Raw genomic sequence first — 13,267 nt, 5'->3', positions numbered from 1 at the left:
GGGGCTCATTAATTGATGACACCGCGGCGAGTTAATTGTAATATCGGCCTTCCCACCCATCGTATCCGCCGGGCCGATCCCCGGTTGCACAAAGGAGTCTTCATGCAGATCGACAGGCAGAACCTGCGCCTGGAAGGGATTTACCCCCAGCGCCAGAAAGATCATTTCATGCAGCGGATCAAGCTCCCCGCCGGTATCATCTCCGCCGAGCAGGCGCTCACGGTGGCGGAGGTGGCCGGGCGCGTAGCCCGCGGCATGGTCCACCTCACCACCCGCGGGAGCATCGAGCTCCACTGGCTTACCGAAGACGACCTGATCCCGGTGGCGGCCCAGCTCGCCCGGGTGGGGCTCGTCAACCGGGGCGCCTGCGGCGGCGCCGTCCGCGGGGTGGTCTGCGGGAGCCTGGGAGCGGCCGGAGCTCCGCGCCTGGAGTCGCTGGTGAGAAAGATCCACCGGTACTTCTCCGGCAACCCCCGCTTCGAAAAGCTCCCCAAGAAGTTCAAGATCGCTGTCGAGGCCGACACCGCGACCGGCCGTCACCTGATCCAGGACCTGGGCTTCGTGGCGGCGCCCGATGCCGACGGGGTCTCCCGTTTCGACGTCTGGGCCGCCGGCGGTCTCGGCCGCGAGCCGTCGCCGGGGTTCCTGCTGGCGAGGGCACTTCCCGAGGACTCCCTGATCCCGCTCGTCGAGACGGTGCTCAGGGTGTACGAGGCCAACACCCCGCCGGGTAAACGTCTCAAGCACCTGGTCCGGGAGATCGGGGTCGAGGAGTTCCGCCGCCGGGTACTGGAAGATCCCGCCACCGCCGAGCTCCTTCCCACCGTGCCGAGCCTGACCGGCGCGCTGGTCCGTCCCCCCGAGCAGCCGGCCGGCCGCCTGGAGGCCCACGTCTTCTCCGGCGAGCTCCCGGCCGACTCCCTGGCCGCTCTGGCCGACGTGGCCACCCGGTTCTGCGGCGGGGTCCTCATGATCACCGGCGACCAGAACGTGGTGCTGCACGTGGCCCCGGGGAGCGATCCCGACGAGGCCCGTCAGGCGCTGGCCGCCGCCGGCTTCGCCGGATCCGATCCCCGCGAACGGGTCGTCATCCGGGTCTGCCCCGGCACCCACGAGTGCATGATGGGGCTCGCCCCCACCCGCGAGGTGGCCCGGGCCATCACCGACGCCATGTCCGAGGCGGGAACCTCCCTGAACTGGGCCATCTCCGGCTGCCACAACTCCTGCGCCCAGCCGCAACTGGCCGAGGTGGGGATCATCGCCTCCCGGCTGGCGAACGACCCCGCCGGGCGGACTCCGCGTTTCGACCTCTACCGCAAGGGAGACCGCCCCTTCGGCATCCCGGTCCAGCAGGGGCTCACCCTGAACGAGCTATTGGAGGAGATCCGGCGCATCGGGTAACGGATGCCCCTCAACCCCTGCCACCGTGAGGGGGGGCTGAAGGAAACCGGAACAAACAAAAAAGGGCGGCCCCCCAACGGGTACCGCCCTTTTTTTTATCCCCTCTTCCAACTGCTCCCTCCCCTTCAAGGGGAGGGCCGGGGTGAGGATGGGGAGCGCTTGGAAAGGCGGGGACGCAGGAAGAAACCACCGCTGAGCCGCGCTTTTAATGTGAGTGCTTCCCGTCTGGTCCACATTAAACCGCTTGCCGGAGCGGGGGATTTTCTGCCACCAGCGGGGAGGGAGTGTCAGGAAAACCGTCACAAAATTGTCGATCAGGCTTCGAGCGGGGTAAAAGTGGACAAAATCGGAAGTTTAGCGGCCGCATGGTCCTAGAGGGTAGCCAATGCAGGCGCTTCTATCCACGGGTGCTGTGGATAACCATGTGGAAAAGGGCGGGGTAACCGGGAAAATTATCGCCTGCGAGGGGGTTTTCTAGCAAAACGCCTATTTTTTAGGCAGCTGGTGGGACGCAAAAACGGGGGGCGTCACAATATTGGCGTCCCCCGTCGAAAGCTCAAAAAAGGGGGCGGGTTCCGGTAAAGGAGCCCGCCCCCCCGGCCGGTCTAGGCCATCACGAAGAGGAGGTCTTCCTTCTCGACCTTCTCGTTTTCCTTGCAGCGGACCTCGGCCACGGTGCCGTCTTCCTTGGCCTTGATGTTGGTCTCCATCTTCATCGCCTCGGTGACGGCGAGGATGTCGCCGGCCTTGACGTTGTCGCCCGGCTTCACGTTCACCTTGAGCACCTTGCCCGGCATGGGGGCGCCGACCTGCTTCGGGTTGCTCTTGTCGGCCCGCTCGCGGGAGGCGGTGTCGCTCTGGACCGACTGGTCGCGGACGGTGACGCTTCTGGCGTTGCCGTTGAGCTCGAAGTAGACCTTCCTGGTGCCGTCGGCCTGGATGCCGCCGATGGCGTTCAGCTTCACGATCAGGGTCTTGCCCGGCTGGATCTCGATGGAGGTCTCCTGCCCCGGCTCGAGGCCGTAGAAGAAGATCGGGGTCGGGATCACCGAGATGTCGGAGAACTCCTGGCGGTGCTTGTCGAACTCGACGTAGACGTTCGGGTACATGATGTAGGACATCAGGTCCTTGTCGTTGACCGGGTGGCCGACCTTGGCGGCCGCGGCGGCGCGCTCCTTCTCGAAATTGCCCGGCTCGAGGAGCTCGCCGGGACGGCAGGTGATCGGCTGCTCGCCCTTCAGGATGATCTTCTGCAGCTCCTGCGGGAAGCCCTGGTACGGCTGGCCGATCATCCCCTTGAAGAAGCCGACGACCGACTCGGGGAAGGCGAAGTCGGCGCCCGGGACGAAGAGGTCCTCCGGCTGGAGGTTGTTCTTCACCATGAACATGGCCATGTCGCCCACGATCTTGGAGGAGGGGGTGACCTTGACCAGGTCGCCGAACAGCATGTTCACCTGGTGGAACATCTCCTTGCACTCTTCCCAGCGGTCGATGAGCCCCAAGCCCGCCACCTGCGGCTTGAAGTTGGAGTACTGGCCGCCCGGGATCTCGTGGTGGTAGACCTCGGCGGTGCCGCTTTTCAGCCCCGACTCGAACGGTGCGTAGTAGTCGCGCACGGAATCCCAGTAGTTGGCGAGCTGCTGGAGGCCGCGCTCGTTGACCAGCGGGTCGCGCTCGGTCCCCTTGAGGGTCGCCACCAGGCCGTTGAGGTTAGGCTGCGAGGTGAGGCCGGAGATGGAGGAAAGTGCCGCGTCGACGATATCGACCCCGGCCTGGGCCGCCATCAGGAGCAGCGCCCCGCCGTTGCCGGAGGTGTCGTGGGTGTGCAGGTGGATCGGAATGCCGATCTCTTCCTTCAAGGCCTTGACCAGCTGGTAGCCGGCGTACGGCTTCAAGAGGCCGGCCATGTCCTTGATGGCGAGGATGTGGGCACCCATCTTCTCCAGCTCCTTCGCCATGGAGACGTAGTAGGAGAGGGGATACTTGGTGCGGGTCGGATCGGAGATGTCGCCGGTGTAGCAGATGGCGGCTTCGCAGATCTTGCCCGATTTACGCACCGCGTCCATGGCCGTGGTCATGCCGCGGGTCCAGTTGAGGGAGTCGAAGACGCGGAAGACGTCGACGCCGGAAGCGGCCGCCTCGGCCACGAAGCGCTCGACGATGTTATCCGGGTAGTTGGTGTAGCCGACCGCGTTGGCGCCCCTCAGGAGCATCTGGAAGAGGACGTTGGGGACCGACTCGGAGAGGTCGTGCAGCCTCTGCCAGGGATCTTCCTTCAAAAAGCGCATGGAGACGTCGAAGGTGGCGCCGCCCCAGCACTCCAGCGAGAAGAGGTCGCTCCCCAGGTGGCTGGTAGCGTCGGCGATCTTGAGGATGTCGTAGCTCCTCACGCGGGTGGCCAAGAGCGACTGGTGGGCATCGCGCATGGTGGTGTCGGTGATGAGAAGCTTCTTCTGCTCCAGTACCCACTTGGCGAGTCCCTCGGCGCCCTGCTCGCGCAGGATGTCCTTGGTCCCCTTCGGCTTGTTGGAAGAGAAGTCGCCCGCTGGTACCTGGGCCTCCAGCAGCTGGGAGGATTTCAGGGGGACGGCGACGCCGGGCGAGCCGTTGACGATGACCTCGCCCAGGAAGTTCAGCACCTTGTTGGCGCGGTCCTTCTTCTCCTTGATGACGAGGAGCTCCGGGTGCTGGTCGATGAAGGAGGTGTTGCACTCGCCCGCCTCGAAGACCGGGTGGTTGATCACGTTCTCCAAAAAGCCGATGTTGGTCTTCACGCCGCGGATACGGAACTCCTGCAGGGCGCGGTTCATGACGTGGGCCGCGGCCTGGAAGGAGAGCCCCCAGGAGCTCACCTTGACCAGCAGCGAGTCGTAGTGCGGGGTGATCTGGGCGCCGGTGAAGGCGTTGCCCGCGTCGAGACGGACGCCGCAGCCTGCCGAGGAGCGATAGGTGCTCAGGGTGCCGAAGTCGGGGGCGAAGTTGTTCCCCGGGTCCTCGGTGGTGATGCGGCACTGGATGGCGTAGCCGCGCATCTCGATGGAGCCCTGGTTGGGGATGTTGATCTCCGGATCGGCGAGGCGCTTTCCTTCGGCGATCAGGATCTGGGCCTGGACGAGGTTTCTGCCGGTAATCATCTCGGTGACCGTGTGCTCGACCTGGATCCTCGGGTTCATCTCGATGAAGTAGTAGCGACCTTCCTCGTCGAGGAGGAATTCGACGGTACCGGCGTTACGGTAGGCGACCTGCTTGGCGATCTTGAGGGCGTCGGTGCAAAGGGCGCGGCGGGTGTCGCCGTGGAGTGCCAGCGAGGGGGCGAATTCGACCACCTTCTGGTGACGGCGCTGGATCGAGCAGTCGCGCTCGTAGAAGTGGACCAGGTTCCCGTAGGAGTCGCCGAGGACCTGCACCTCGATGTGCTTGGGGTTTTTCAGGTAGCGCTCGAGGAAGACCGAGGCATCGCCGAAGGCGGCCTTCGCCTCGGAGGAGGCGGACTGGAGACCTTCGAGAAGTTCCTTCTTGTCGTTGGCCACCCTCATGCCGCGCCCGCCGCCGCCGGCGGCCGCCTTGATGATGATCGGATAGCCGTGGTTCTTGGCGAAGATCAGGGCGTCCTCTTCGTGCTGGATCGGTTCTTCGGTGCCGGGGACAGTCGGGACGCCGGCGGCCTTGGCCACCTTGCGGGCGGCGACTTTGTCGCCCAGGGCGCGCTGCATCGTGGCGTTGGGTCCGATGAAGGCGATGCCGTTAGCCTCGCACTTCTCGGCGAACTCGGCGTTCTCGGCCAAAAAGCCGTAGCCGGGGTGGATGGCGTCGACCTCGGACTTCTTGGCGAGCGCGATGATCTCGTCGATCCCCAAGTAGGCGTCGATCGGGCTTTTACCCTTGCCGACCTGGTACGCCTCGTCGGCCTTGTAGCGGTGCAGCGAGAGCTTGTCCTCTTCCGAGTAGATCGCTACCGTGCTGATGCCGAGCTCGGTGCAGGCGCGGAAGATCCTGATTGCGATCTCCCCGCGGTTGGCCGCCATGACCTTCTTGAATTTCCTTGCCTCCATTGCCTCTCCCTTTGATAGATTGAACTTCTTTTTTCGTGAGAATAAAACAGCCGTGATAGAGGTAAAACAGTTGGAACAGGAAAAACTATCGTAAAATCGAATACTTATAAACTATAGAAAATGCGCTATATGAAAGCATGTTCGCATTCATTTGTCAACCCTGCAATGGTGTTATAATGACAATGGGAAACCGTTGATTTGACTACTCTTTTTTAGGCGTCCTGCCGCGGTTTTCGTAAGGGTAAACCATGTTTTGGCCGCCGTGGGACGGGCCGCCCGGGAACTGTGATGGGGATTGCTCGGTTTGCCGGGGGGGAAGGGTGGGCTCGCCGGGGAGGCGGGGGTGGAAAAACCCGGCAACGAGCGCCCTTTTAAGGGGATGAAACCTTGACAATTCCACTAGCCATCAAATAACATAGCCTCTTTGGCGCCGGGGTCAAGTCCCGGGCCGGAAACAATCTGGTTCCGAAAACGGAGCAGGGAGAGCAGCACGTTGAACTGGAAAGCAATCGGCATTTTCGACTCCGGCGTGGGAGGGCTGACGGTTCTCAAGGAGATCGTCCGGGTCCTTCCCCAGGAGGATACCATTTATCTTGGGGATACCGCCCGGGTCCCCTACGGAACCAAGTCCCCCGAGACCGTGATCCGTTACTCGCACCAGATCGCCCATTATCTGCAGAGCCAGGACATCAAGCTCCTGGTGGTGGCCTGCAACACCGCCTCGGCGGTGGCGCTCGGCTCGCTCAGCGCCGAGCTGCCGGTCCCGGTGGTGGGGGTGATCGAGCCGGGGGCGAAGGCGGCGGTGGCGGCGACCAGGACCGGGAAGGTCGGGGTGATCGGCACCGCGGGGACCATCGGATCGAGCGCCTACACCAAGGCCATCAAGAGGATCAACCCGGATATCGAGGTGGTGACCCGCGCCTGTCCGCTCTTCGTGCCGCTGGCCGAGGAAGGGTGGGTGGACAACGAGGTGGCGAGGCTGACCGCCAGGATCTACCTGGGCGACCTCAGGGAGCAGGGGGTGGACACCCTGGTGCTCGGCTGCACCCACTATCCCATCCTCAAGAAGGTGATCGCCGAGGTCATGGGACCCGGCGTCACCCTGGTCGATTCCGCCGAAGAGACCACCCTGACCGTTGCGGGAATCCTCGGGGAGCAGGATCTCCTCCGCCCCAAAGGGGAGCTGGGAAACCATCACTACTACGTCACCGACGTCCCCGCCGGCTTCATCAGGGTCGGCAACCGCTTCCTGGGGGGAAATCTCGGCGACGTGTACCAGGTCGACTTGGAAAAGGATCTTCAGTCCGGAGGCAGCCTTGAAGAAGCGTACTAGCAAAGCCAAGGGCATCCTGCTGATCTCCTTTCTGCTGTTTGCGGTGGTGATCGGCGGGCTGCTGATCAGGAAGTATCAGACCACCACCCGTACCGCCGCACCGGCCGCCGCCCAGGAGGAGCCTGCCGGCAGCGTGGTGGTGACCCTTTTCTTCGCCTCCCCGGACGGCAAGAGCCTGGTCCGCGAGGGGCGCGAGATCGAGATCGAGGAAGGGGTTGAGGACGGCATCGAGAGCGTGGTCGACGAGTTGATCAGCGGTCCCCTGGGGGAGCTCTCCGCTACGCTTCCCTCCAACGTGAGGATCATCGGGGTGAAACTGAACGGGCCGGTGGCCCAGATCGATTTCACCGGCGAGCTGAAGGAGTATCTGACCCAGCCCGGGCAGGCGCTTCCCGCCATCTATTCGGTGGTCGACTCGGTGACCGCCAACTTCCCGCAGGTGAAGACGGTGCAGATCCTGGTCGACGGGGCCCCGCTCGACGGGGTCGCCAAGCTCGACCTGAAGGGGCCGCTGGCGCCGGACTATCAGAAGCAGTTTTAAGGGAGGAAACCGGTTTTAGGTTCTACGTTCTAGGTTCTACGTTGAAACTAGGGACTGAAAAGAATATTTAGATGCCGGCCTCTTTAGTGAAGGCGGGGTACCCGTCTTGACGCAGGAGAGCCGGCTTTCCTTTATAGAGAGTCCAGAGGTGCGTAGGTTGCGTTGAACGGCTTCTCCGTGAAACGCTACGATTCCGGCCGGTGTCAAACGTCGCGTTTCGTGCCTCAACGCGACCTACCAGATAGATTTCCATTTTGCATTTAACATAGAACGAAGAACATAGAACCGAGAACTGGTTCTTAGGAGGTTTTCGATGATGCCGTTCATGAAGGCGTTGGAAGAGCGGGTGCTGGTGCTGGACGGGGCGATGGGTACCATGCTGCAGGCGCGCGGCCTGAAGCCGGGACAGTCTCCCGAAGAGATGAACCTGACCGCACCGGAGGTGGTGGCCGGGGTGCATCAGGCCTACCTGGACGCCGGCGCCGACATCATCGTGACCAACACCTTCGGCGGCACTTCGGCGAAGCTCGAGCACTACGGCCTGGGCGACCGGGTGGCGGAGATCAACAAGGCCGCGGTGAAGCTCGCCCGCGAGGTGGCGGGGGAGAAAGCCTACGTGGCCGGCTCCATCGGACCGACCGGGCGCTTCGTGGAGCCGGTGGGGGATCTCTCCTTCGACGCCATGGCCGCCATTTTCCGCGAGCAGGCTGCGGCCCTCATCGAGGCCGGCTGCGACGCCATCACGCTGGAGACCTTCCTCGATATCAAGGAGATCCGCGCGGCGGTCATCGCCATCCGCGAGCTCGACGCCGACATCCCGGTCATCGCCATGCTCACCTTCGAGGAGATGGGGAGAAGCGTGCTCGGCTCCCCTCCGGAGGCGGCCGCCATCACCCTGGAGGCGGCGGGTGCCTCCATCATCGGCTCCAACTGCGGCCTCGGCGTCGACGGGATGTACGACATCCTGACCGCCATGCGCAAGGTATCCACCCTGCCGCTCATCTGCCAGGCCAACGCCGGTCTTCCCATCCTCAAGGATGGCGTCACCGTCTTCCCGGCCACGCCGGAGGAAATGACCGCCTACCACAGCCGGCTGGTCGAGCTCGGCGTGCGGATCATCGGCGGCTGCTGCGGCACCACTCCCGCCCACATCGCCGCCATGAAAAAGGCGCTCTCGGGCCGGGAGGGGCGCTTCGAGCGTGCCGCCGGAAACGGCACCACCTGGATCTCCAGCCGCGGCTCCTTCGCCCCCATCGGGCGCGACGTTCCGCTGGCGGTGATCGGGGAGAGAATCAATCCGACCGGCAAGAAACTCTACTCCCAGGAGCTCAGGGAAGGGAAGATCAGCTACATTCGCCGTGAGGCCCAGGAACAGACCGCCCTGGGCGCGACCCTTCTCGACGTCAACGTCGGCGCCCCGGGTGTGGACGAGCCCGCCTGCATGGAGCGGGCGGTCTTCTGCATCACCGGTGCCGTCCAGACTCCGCTCGTGATCGACTCCTCTTCGCCGGTAGCCCTGGAGGCGGGTCTTAAGGCCGCCGACGGCAAGGTCCTCATCAACTCGGTGAATGGCGAGGAGAAGAGCCTCTCCGCCGTCTTGCCGCTCGCCAAGAAATATGGCGCCGCCCTGGTCTGCCTGACGCTGGACGAGTCGGGGATCCCCGCCACCGCCGACGGCAGGGTGGCCATCGCCGCCAAGATCGCCGCCCGCGCGGCCGAGTACGGGATTCCCAAGAGCGACCTGGTGGTCGACTGCCTGACCCTCACCGTGAGCGCCGAGCAGAAGGGAGCCCTGGTGACCCTGGAGGCAATCCGCCGCGTACGCGAGGAGCTGGGGCTCAACACCGTGCTGGGGGTCAGCAACATCTCCTTCGGCCTTCCCTGCCGCCCGCTCATCTCCTCCACCTTCTTCTCGATGGCCATGCTCTCCGGGCTTACCGCCGCCATCGTGAATCCGAAGGAGGAGGCGATGATGGCCGCCTGGCGAAGCGCCATGGTGCTCCTGGGCAAGGACGTCAACTCCGTCAACTACATCGACGCCTACAAGGGTGTTCAGAGCCAGGCCGCCGCCGCGCCTGCCGCTCCCGAGCCGGAAGGGATTCGCGGACGGCTTGCCCGCGCCATCATCCAGGGCGAGCAGGAAGGGGTGACCGCCCTGGTGGAAGAGGCGCTGGCCGAGGGGCTCACCGCCATGGAGATCAGCACCGAAGGGCTCCTGAAGGGGCTCGAGGAGGTCGGGCGCCGCTTCGGGAGCGGGATCTTCTTCCTCCCGCAGGTGATGGTTTCCGCCGACACCATGAAAACCGCCTTCACGAGACTCAAGCAGGAGATGAACACCGGCTCGATGGTGAGCCTCGGAAAGATCATCATGGCCACCGTTGAGGGGGACATCCACGACATCGGCAAGAACATCGTCTGCACCCTGCTGGAAAACCATGGCTTCGAGGTTATCGACCTCGGCAAGAACGTCTCCTCCGCCAGGATCCTCGAGGAAGCTCTCAAGCACCAGGTGGACGCGGTCGGGCTTTCGGCCCTGATGACCACCACCATGGCCCAGATGGAGGTGGTGGTGAAGCTTCTGAGGGAGCAGGGAGTGAAGACCTTCACCATGGTGGGTGGCGCCGTCGTCACCCAGGAATACGCCAACGAGATCGGCGCCGACCTCTATGCCAAGGACGCCATGGAAGCGGTGGAGCGGATCAAGAAACTGCTGGCAAAATAAACGGTTTTGCGGAACCGATAACGAAGTTTTCCACACGTAATATCGCTTGCAACACCGCGTACGCTGTGCTAACTTGCGCTCGGTACGCCATTTGGCGTAGAGGGTAGAGTGATGGTGTTAGGATTCAACCACAACATCGGCTACAAAGGTGAGGTTTTCCACGTCCAGACCGAGGACAGTGGCAGGGCCAACCCGCATATCATTACCCTGCTTTACCGCCAAGGGACCATTATCGCCTCGTCCAAAACCAGCTATGCCGACATCATCAAGGTGGACCAGCTGGAAACCGTGGTCGAGTCGATCATGAAGGAGCAGCACAAGGACATGATGCGCCGCCTGAAAAGCGGCGAGTTCGATGCCCGCATCTTCGGCCAGGCACCGCAAAATGCCGGTGAGGCACCGGCCGCCACCGAGGCTCCTGCCGCCGGTCAGGCCCCTGCCCAGGCTCCTGCCGCAAAGCCGGAGGCCGCATCCGCTGCCCAGCCGGCCGCAGCGCAGGATAAGGCCGCTCCCCACGCCCATCACGCGCCGCACCTCACCAGGTCGGCATCCGCTCCCGCCCCTTCCGCCGGGCAGGGAGCCGCTCCGGGCCAGACGGCCGCTTCCCAGCCGCCCGCCGGAGCCCGGACGGCGGCAACCCCTCAACAGACCACTCCCTCGTCTTCCCCCTCCAAACGTAGCCTCGATGAGGTGATCCTCGATTACCTGATCACCGGCGAGGAAAAATAAAGCCATCCTGAAAGGAATCTTCGTGAAAGAAAAGATTGCAGAGCTGGAAGAGAAGGCGAGGCGGCTGCGGGTCGCCATCGTGAAAACCCTGCACAAGTCGCAGTCCGGCCATACCGGCGGATCGCTCTCCGCGATCGACATGGTGTGCGCCCTCTATTTCCACAAGATGCGCCACAACCCCGCCGACCCCACCTGGGACGGCAGGGATCGCTTCGTTCTCTCCAAGGGGCACGCCGCCCCGGCCCTCTACGTCACCCTGGCCGAGTGCGGGTACTTCCCGAGCGAGGACCTCATGATGCTCCGCCGCCTGGGGAGCCATCTCCAGGGTCACCCGGACTCCAAGGGGACCCCGGGGGTCGACGTCTGCACCGGTTCGCTCGGGCAGGGTCTCTCCATGGCCAACGGCATGGCGCTGGGACTTAAGCTGGACGGCAAAGCCAACCGCGTCTACGCGGTGCTCGGCGACGGCGAGCTCCAGGAAGGGCAGGTCTGGGAGGCCGCCATGGCCGCCGCCCACTACGGCAGCGACAACCTCTGCGCCCTGATCGACTCCAACGGGCTGCAGATCGACGGCCAGGTCTCCAAGGTGATGAACGTCGAATCCATCGCCGCCAAGTTCGCCGCCTTCGGCTGGAACGTGATCGAGATCGACGGTCACGACATGGGGCAGATCCTCACCGCCCTCGACGAGGCCGAGGCCTTCAAAGGGGCCCCCACCGCCATCGTGGCCAAGACCGTCAAAGGCAAGGGCGTCCATCTCTTCGAGAACAAGGCCTCCTACCACGGTGTCACCCCCAACGACGAAGAGCTTCCCGAGGCCCTGAAGTGCCTTGGCTGCTTCGACTAGAGAAAGGATACGACGACATGATTGCAACTAGGGACGCTTACGGCGAGGCTCTCGCGGAGCTGGGCGCCGAGAACGAGAATATAGTGGCACTGGACGCCGACCTTTCCGGCTCCACCAAGACCGGGGTCTTCGCCAAGAAATTTCCCAACCGCTTCTTCCAGATGGGGATCGCCGAGGCCAACATGGTCGGGACCGCCGCCGGGCTCGCCTCGGTCGGCAAGATCCCCTTCCTCTCCACCTTCGCCATCTTCGCGGCCGGCCGCGCCTGGGAGCAGATCCGCCAGGCGGTCTGCTACCCGAAGGCCAACGTTAAGATCGTCGCCACCCACGGCGGCATCACCGTCGGCGAGGACGGCGGGACCCACCAGTCGGTCGAGGACGTCGCCATCATGCGCGCCATCCCGAACATGACCGTCATCGTGCCGGCCGACGGCGAGGAGACCAAGGGGGCCATCCGGGCCGCCGCCCAGTACAAGGGGCCGGTCTACGTCCGCCTCGGGCGCAACAAAGTCGCCAACGTCTTCCCGGCCGGCCATACCTTCGAGATCGGCAAGGGTGTGCAGCTCGCCGACGGCAGCGACGTCACCTTCGTGACCACCGGCCTTATGACCGCCCAGGCGGTGATCGCCGCCGAGAAGCTCCAGGCCGACGGCATCTCCGCCCGCGTGGTACACATCGGCACCATCAAGCCGCTCGACAAGGAGCTCGTCCTCAAGGCGGCCCGCGAGACCGGCGCCATCGTCACCGCCGAGGAGCATTCCGTGGTGGGTGGCCTGGGCGGCGCGGTGGCCGAGCTTTTGGCCGAGGAGTGCCCGACCCTCATGAAGCGGGTCGGCATCAAGGACCGTTTCGGCATCTCCGGCAAATCGGACGAACTCCTCAAGTACTTCGGCCTCAATGCCGAGACGCTGGTCGAGGAAGCCAGGGAGATCGTTTCGAGGAAGAAATGATCCGGCGTACGCTGGCATCCTCTTCCGGTGTGACCTACATCGGCGCCTTGGTCATGGTCGTGATCCTGGCGCTGATGGCGTCCCGCACGGCGATGCTCTGGAAGACGCAGATGCAGCGTGAAAGGGAGACCGAGCTCTTGTGGCGGGGTCACCAGTACATGGAGGCCCTCAGGCGCTGGTACTGGCCCAACGGAGTCCCGACATCGCCGACCGGCACCGCCGGGCAGCCCCAGGGGGCCTCGCCCAACAATGGCTATCCCGTCTATCCCCAGACCATCCCCAACGATGCGCCGCGCCTGGCCGACCTGAAGGATCTCCTGAAGGGAACCGGCCTCAAGCCTAAGCCGTGCATCCGGAAGCTCTACAAGGACCCGATGTTTCCGGGGAAGGACAAGGACTTCGACGTCATCAAGGATGCCAATCAGCGCATCGTCGGCGTGAAGAGCACCTCCGCAGAGAAGCCGATCAGGCAGGGGCGGGAGAACTTTTGGCTCGACTTCGACTTCGCCGACTTCGAGGGGAAGAAGAGCTACAGCGAGTGGGAGTTTATCTGTATCCACTGGCCCAAGCCGATCGGCACCGGCGGCCAGGTCAAGGGGCTTTCCACCACCGGTCCTGGCGGGCTGCCGCCCGACAGCGAACTCCCGCCCGCCCCCAGGTCCCAGAACAAACCGTGACCGGCGGGACCGGCC

At 64.1% G+C, this 13,267-nt stretch carries 9 protein-coding genes; 8 read left to right on the top strand and 1 reads right to left on the bottom strand.

Annotation, left to right across the window (positions count from 1 at the left end; genetic code table 11):
* The first annotated feature begins 102 nt into the window (after positions 1-102).
* Entirely contained in the window at positions 103-1,401 is a 1,299-nt protein-coding gene (locus L4X63_RS02235) for a nitrite/sulfite reductase (protein WP_250676954.1), read from the top strand.
* A 605-nt stretch (positions 1,402-2,006) separates the two neighbouring features.
* Here the strand turns inward: L4X63_RS02235 and L4X63_RS02230 are convergent.
* The gene (locus L4X63_RS02230; protein WP_250676953.1) at positions 2,007-5,453 is read right to left on the bottom strand and encodes a pyruvate carboxylase; all 3,447 of its coding nucleotides are present in this window, start codon (positions 5,451-5,453) and stop codon (positions 2,007-2,009) included.
* A gap of 493 nt (positions 5,454-5,946) precedes the next feature.
* Between L4X63_RS02230 and murI the strand changes: the two genes are divergently transcribed.
* The 7 genes from murI to L4X63_RS02195 all read left to right on the top strand — a co-directional run bounded on the left by murI (position 5,947) and on the right by L4X63_RS02195 (position 13,252).
* Positions 5,947-6,786 carry a glutamate racemase gene (murI, locus tag L4X63_RS02225; RefSeq protein WP_250676952.1) on the top strand — a complete coding sequence of 280 codons (840 nt, stop codon included), beginning with the start codon at positions 5,947-5,949 and terminating at the stop codon, positions 6,784-6,786.
* Positions 6,770-7,327 (top strand): GerMN domain-containing protein, encoded by a 558-nt coding sequence (locus L4X63_RS02220; protein ID WP_250676951.1) that lies wholly within the window; start codon positions 6,770-6,772, stop codon positions 7,325-7,327. Before murI ends, L4X63_RS02220 begins: the two co-directional genes overlap by 17 nt.
* Before the next feature lie 316 nt (positions 7,328-7,643).
* Complete coding sequence (locus tag L4X63_RS02215) at positions 7,644-10,049, top strand: homocysteine S-methyltransferase family protein (RefSeq protein WP_284694492.1); 2,406 nt, start codon at positions 7,644-7,646, stop codon at positions 10,047-10,049.
* A gap of 111 nt (positions 10,050-10,160) precedes the next feature.
* Positions 10,161-10,778, top strand: coding sequence for a RomY N-terminal domain-containing regulatory protein (locus L4X63_RS24005; RefSeq protein WP_250676949.1), 618 nt, complete (start codon positions 10,161-10,163; stop codon positions 10,776-10,778).
* A 22-nt stretch (positions 10,779-10,800) separates the two neighbouring features.
* Positions 10,801-11,625: a transketolase gene (locus L4X63_RS02205; protein WP_250676948.1), complete on the top strand. Its 825-nt coding sequence runs from the start codon at positions 10,801-10,803 to the stop codon at positions 11,623-11,625.
* A 17-nt stretch (positions 11,626-11,642) separates the two neighbouring features.
* The gene (locus tag L4X63_RS02200) at positions 11,643-12,575 is read left to right on the top strand and encodes a transketolase family protein (protein WP_250676947.1); all 933 of its coding nucleotides are present in this window, start codon (positions 11,643-11,645) and stop codon (positions 12,573-12,575) included.
* Positions 12,572-13,252, top strand: a complete 681-nt coding sequence (locus tag L4X63_RS02195; protein ID WP_250676946.1) for a type II secretion system protein — start codon at positions 12,572-12,574, stop codon at positions 13,250-13,252. Before L4X63_RS02200 ends, L4X63_RS02195 begins: the two co-directional genes overlap by 4 nt.
* The last annotated feature ends 15 nt before the right edge of the window (positions 13,253-13,267 follow it).

The sequence above is a fragment of the Geomonas sp. Red32 genome (genome assembly GCF_023652955.1).
Classification (GTDB): domain Bacteria; phylum Desulfobacterota; class Desulfuromonadia; order Geobacterales; family Geobacteraceae; genus Geomonas.
Note: the sequence above shows the minus strand (reverse complement) of the source record. Positions and strands in the feature narration are given on the sequence as shown.

Bases quoted from the DNA above. Each gene is read 5' to 3' on its own strand.
- L4X63_RS02235 (WP_250676954.1), top strand. From the start codon at position 103: ATGCAGATCGACAGGCAGAACCTGCGCCTGGAAGGGATTTACCCCCAG.
- L4X63_RS02230 (WP_250676953.1), bottom strand. From the start codon at position 5,453: ATGGAGGCAAGGAAATTCAAGAAGGTCATGGCGGCCAACCGCGGGGAG.
- L4X63_RS02215 (WP_284694492.1), top strand. From the start codon at position 7,644: ATGCCGTTCATGAAGGCGTTGGAAGAGCGGGTGCTGGTGCTGGACGGG.
- L4X63_RS24005 (WP_250676949.1), top strand. From the start codon at position 10,161: ATGGTGTTAGGATTCAACCACAACATCGGCTACAAAGGTGAGGTTTTC.
- L4X63_RS02200 (WP_250676947.1), top strand. From the start codon at position 11,643: ATGATTGCAACTAGGGACGCTTACGGCGAGGCTCTCGCGGAGCTGGGC.
- L4X63_RS02195 (WP_250676946.1), top strand. From the start codon at position 12,572: ATGATCCGGCGTACGCTGGCATCCTCTTCCGGTGTGACCTACATCGGC.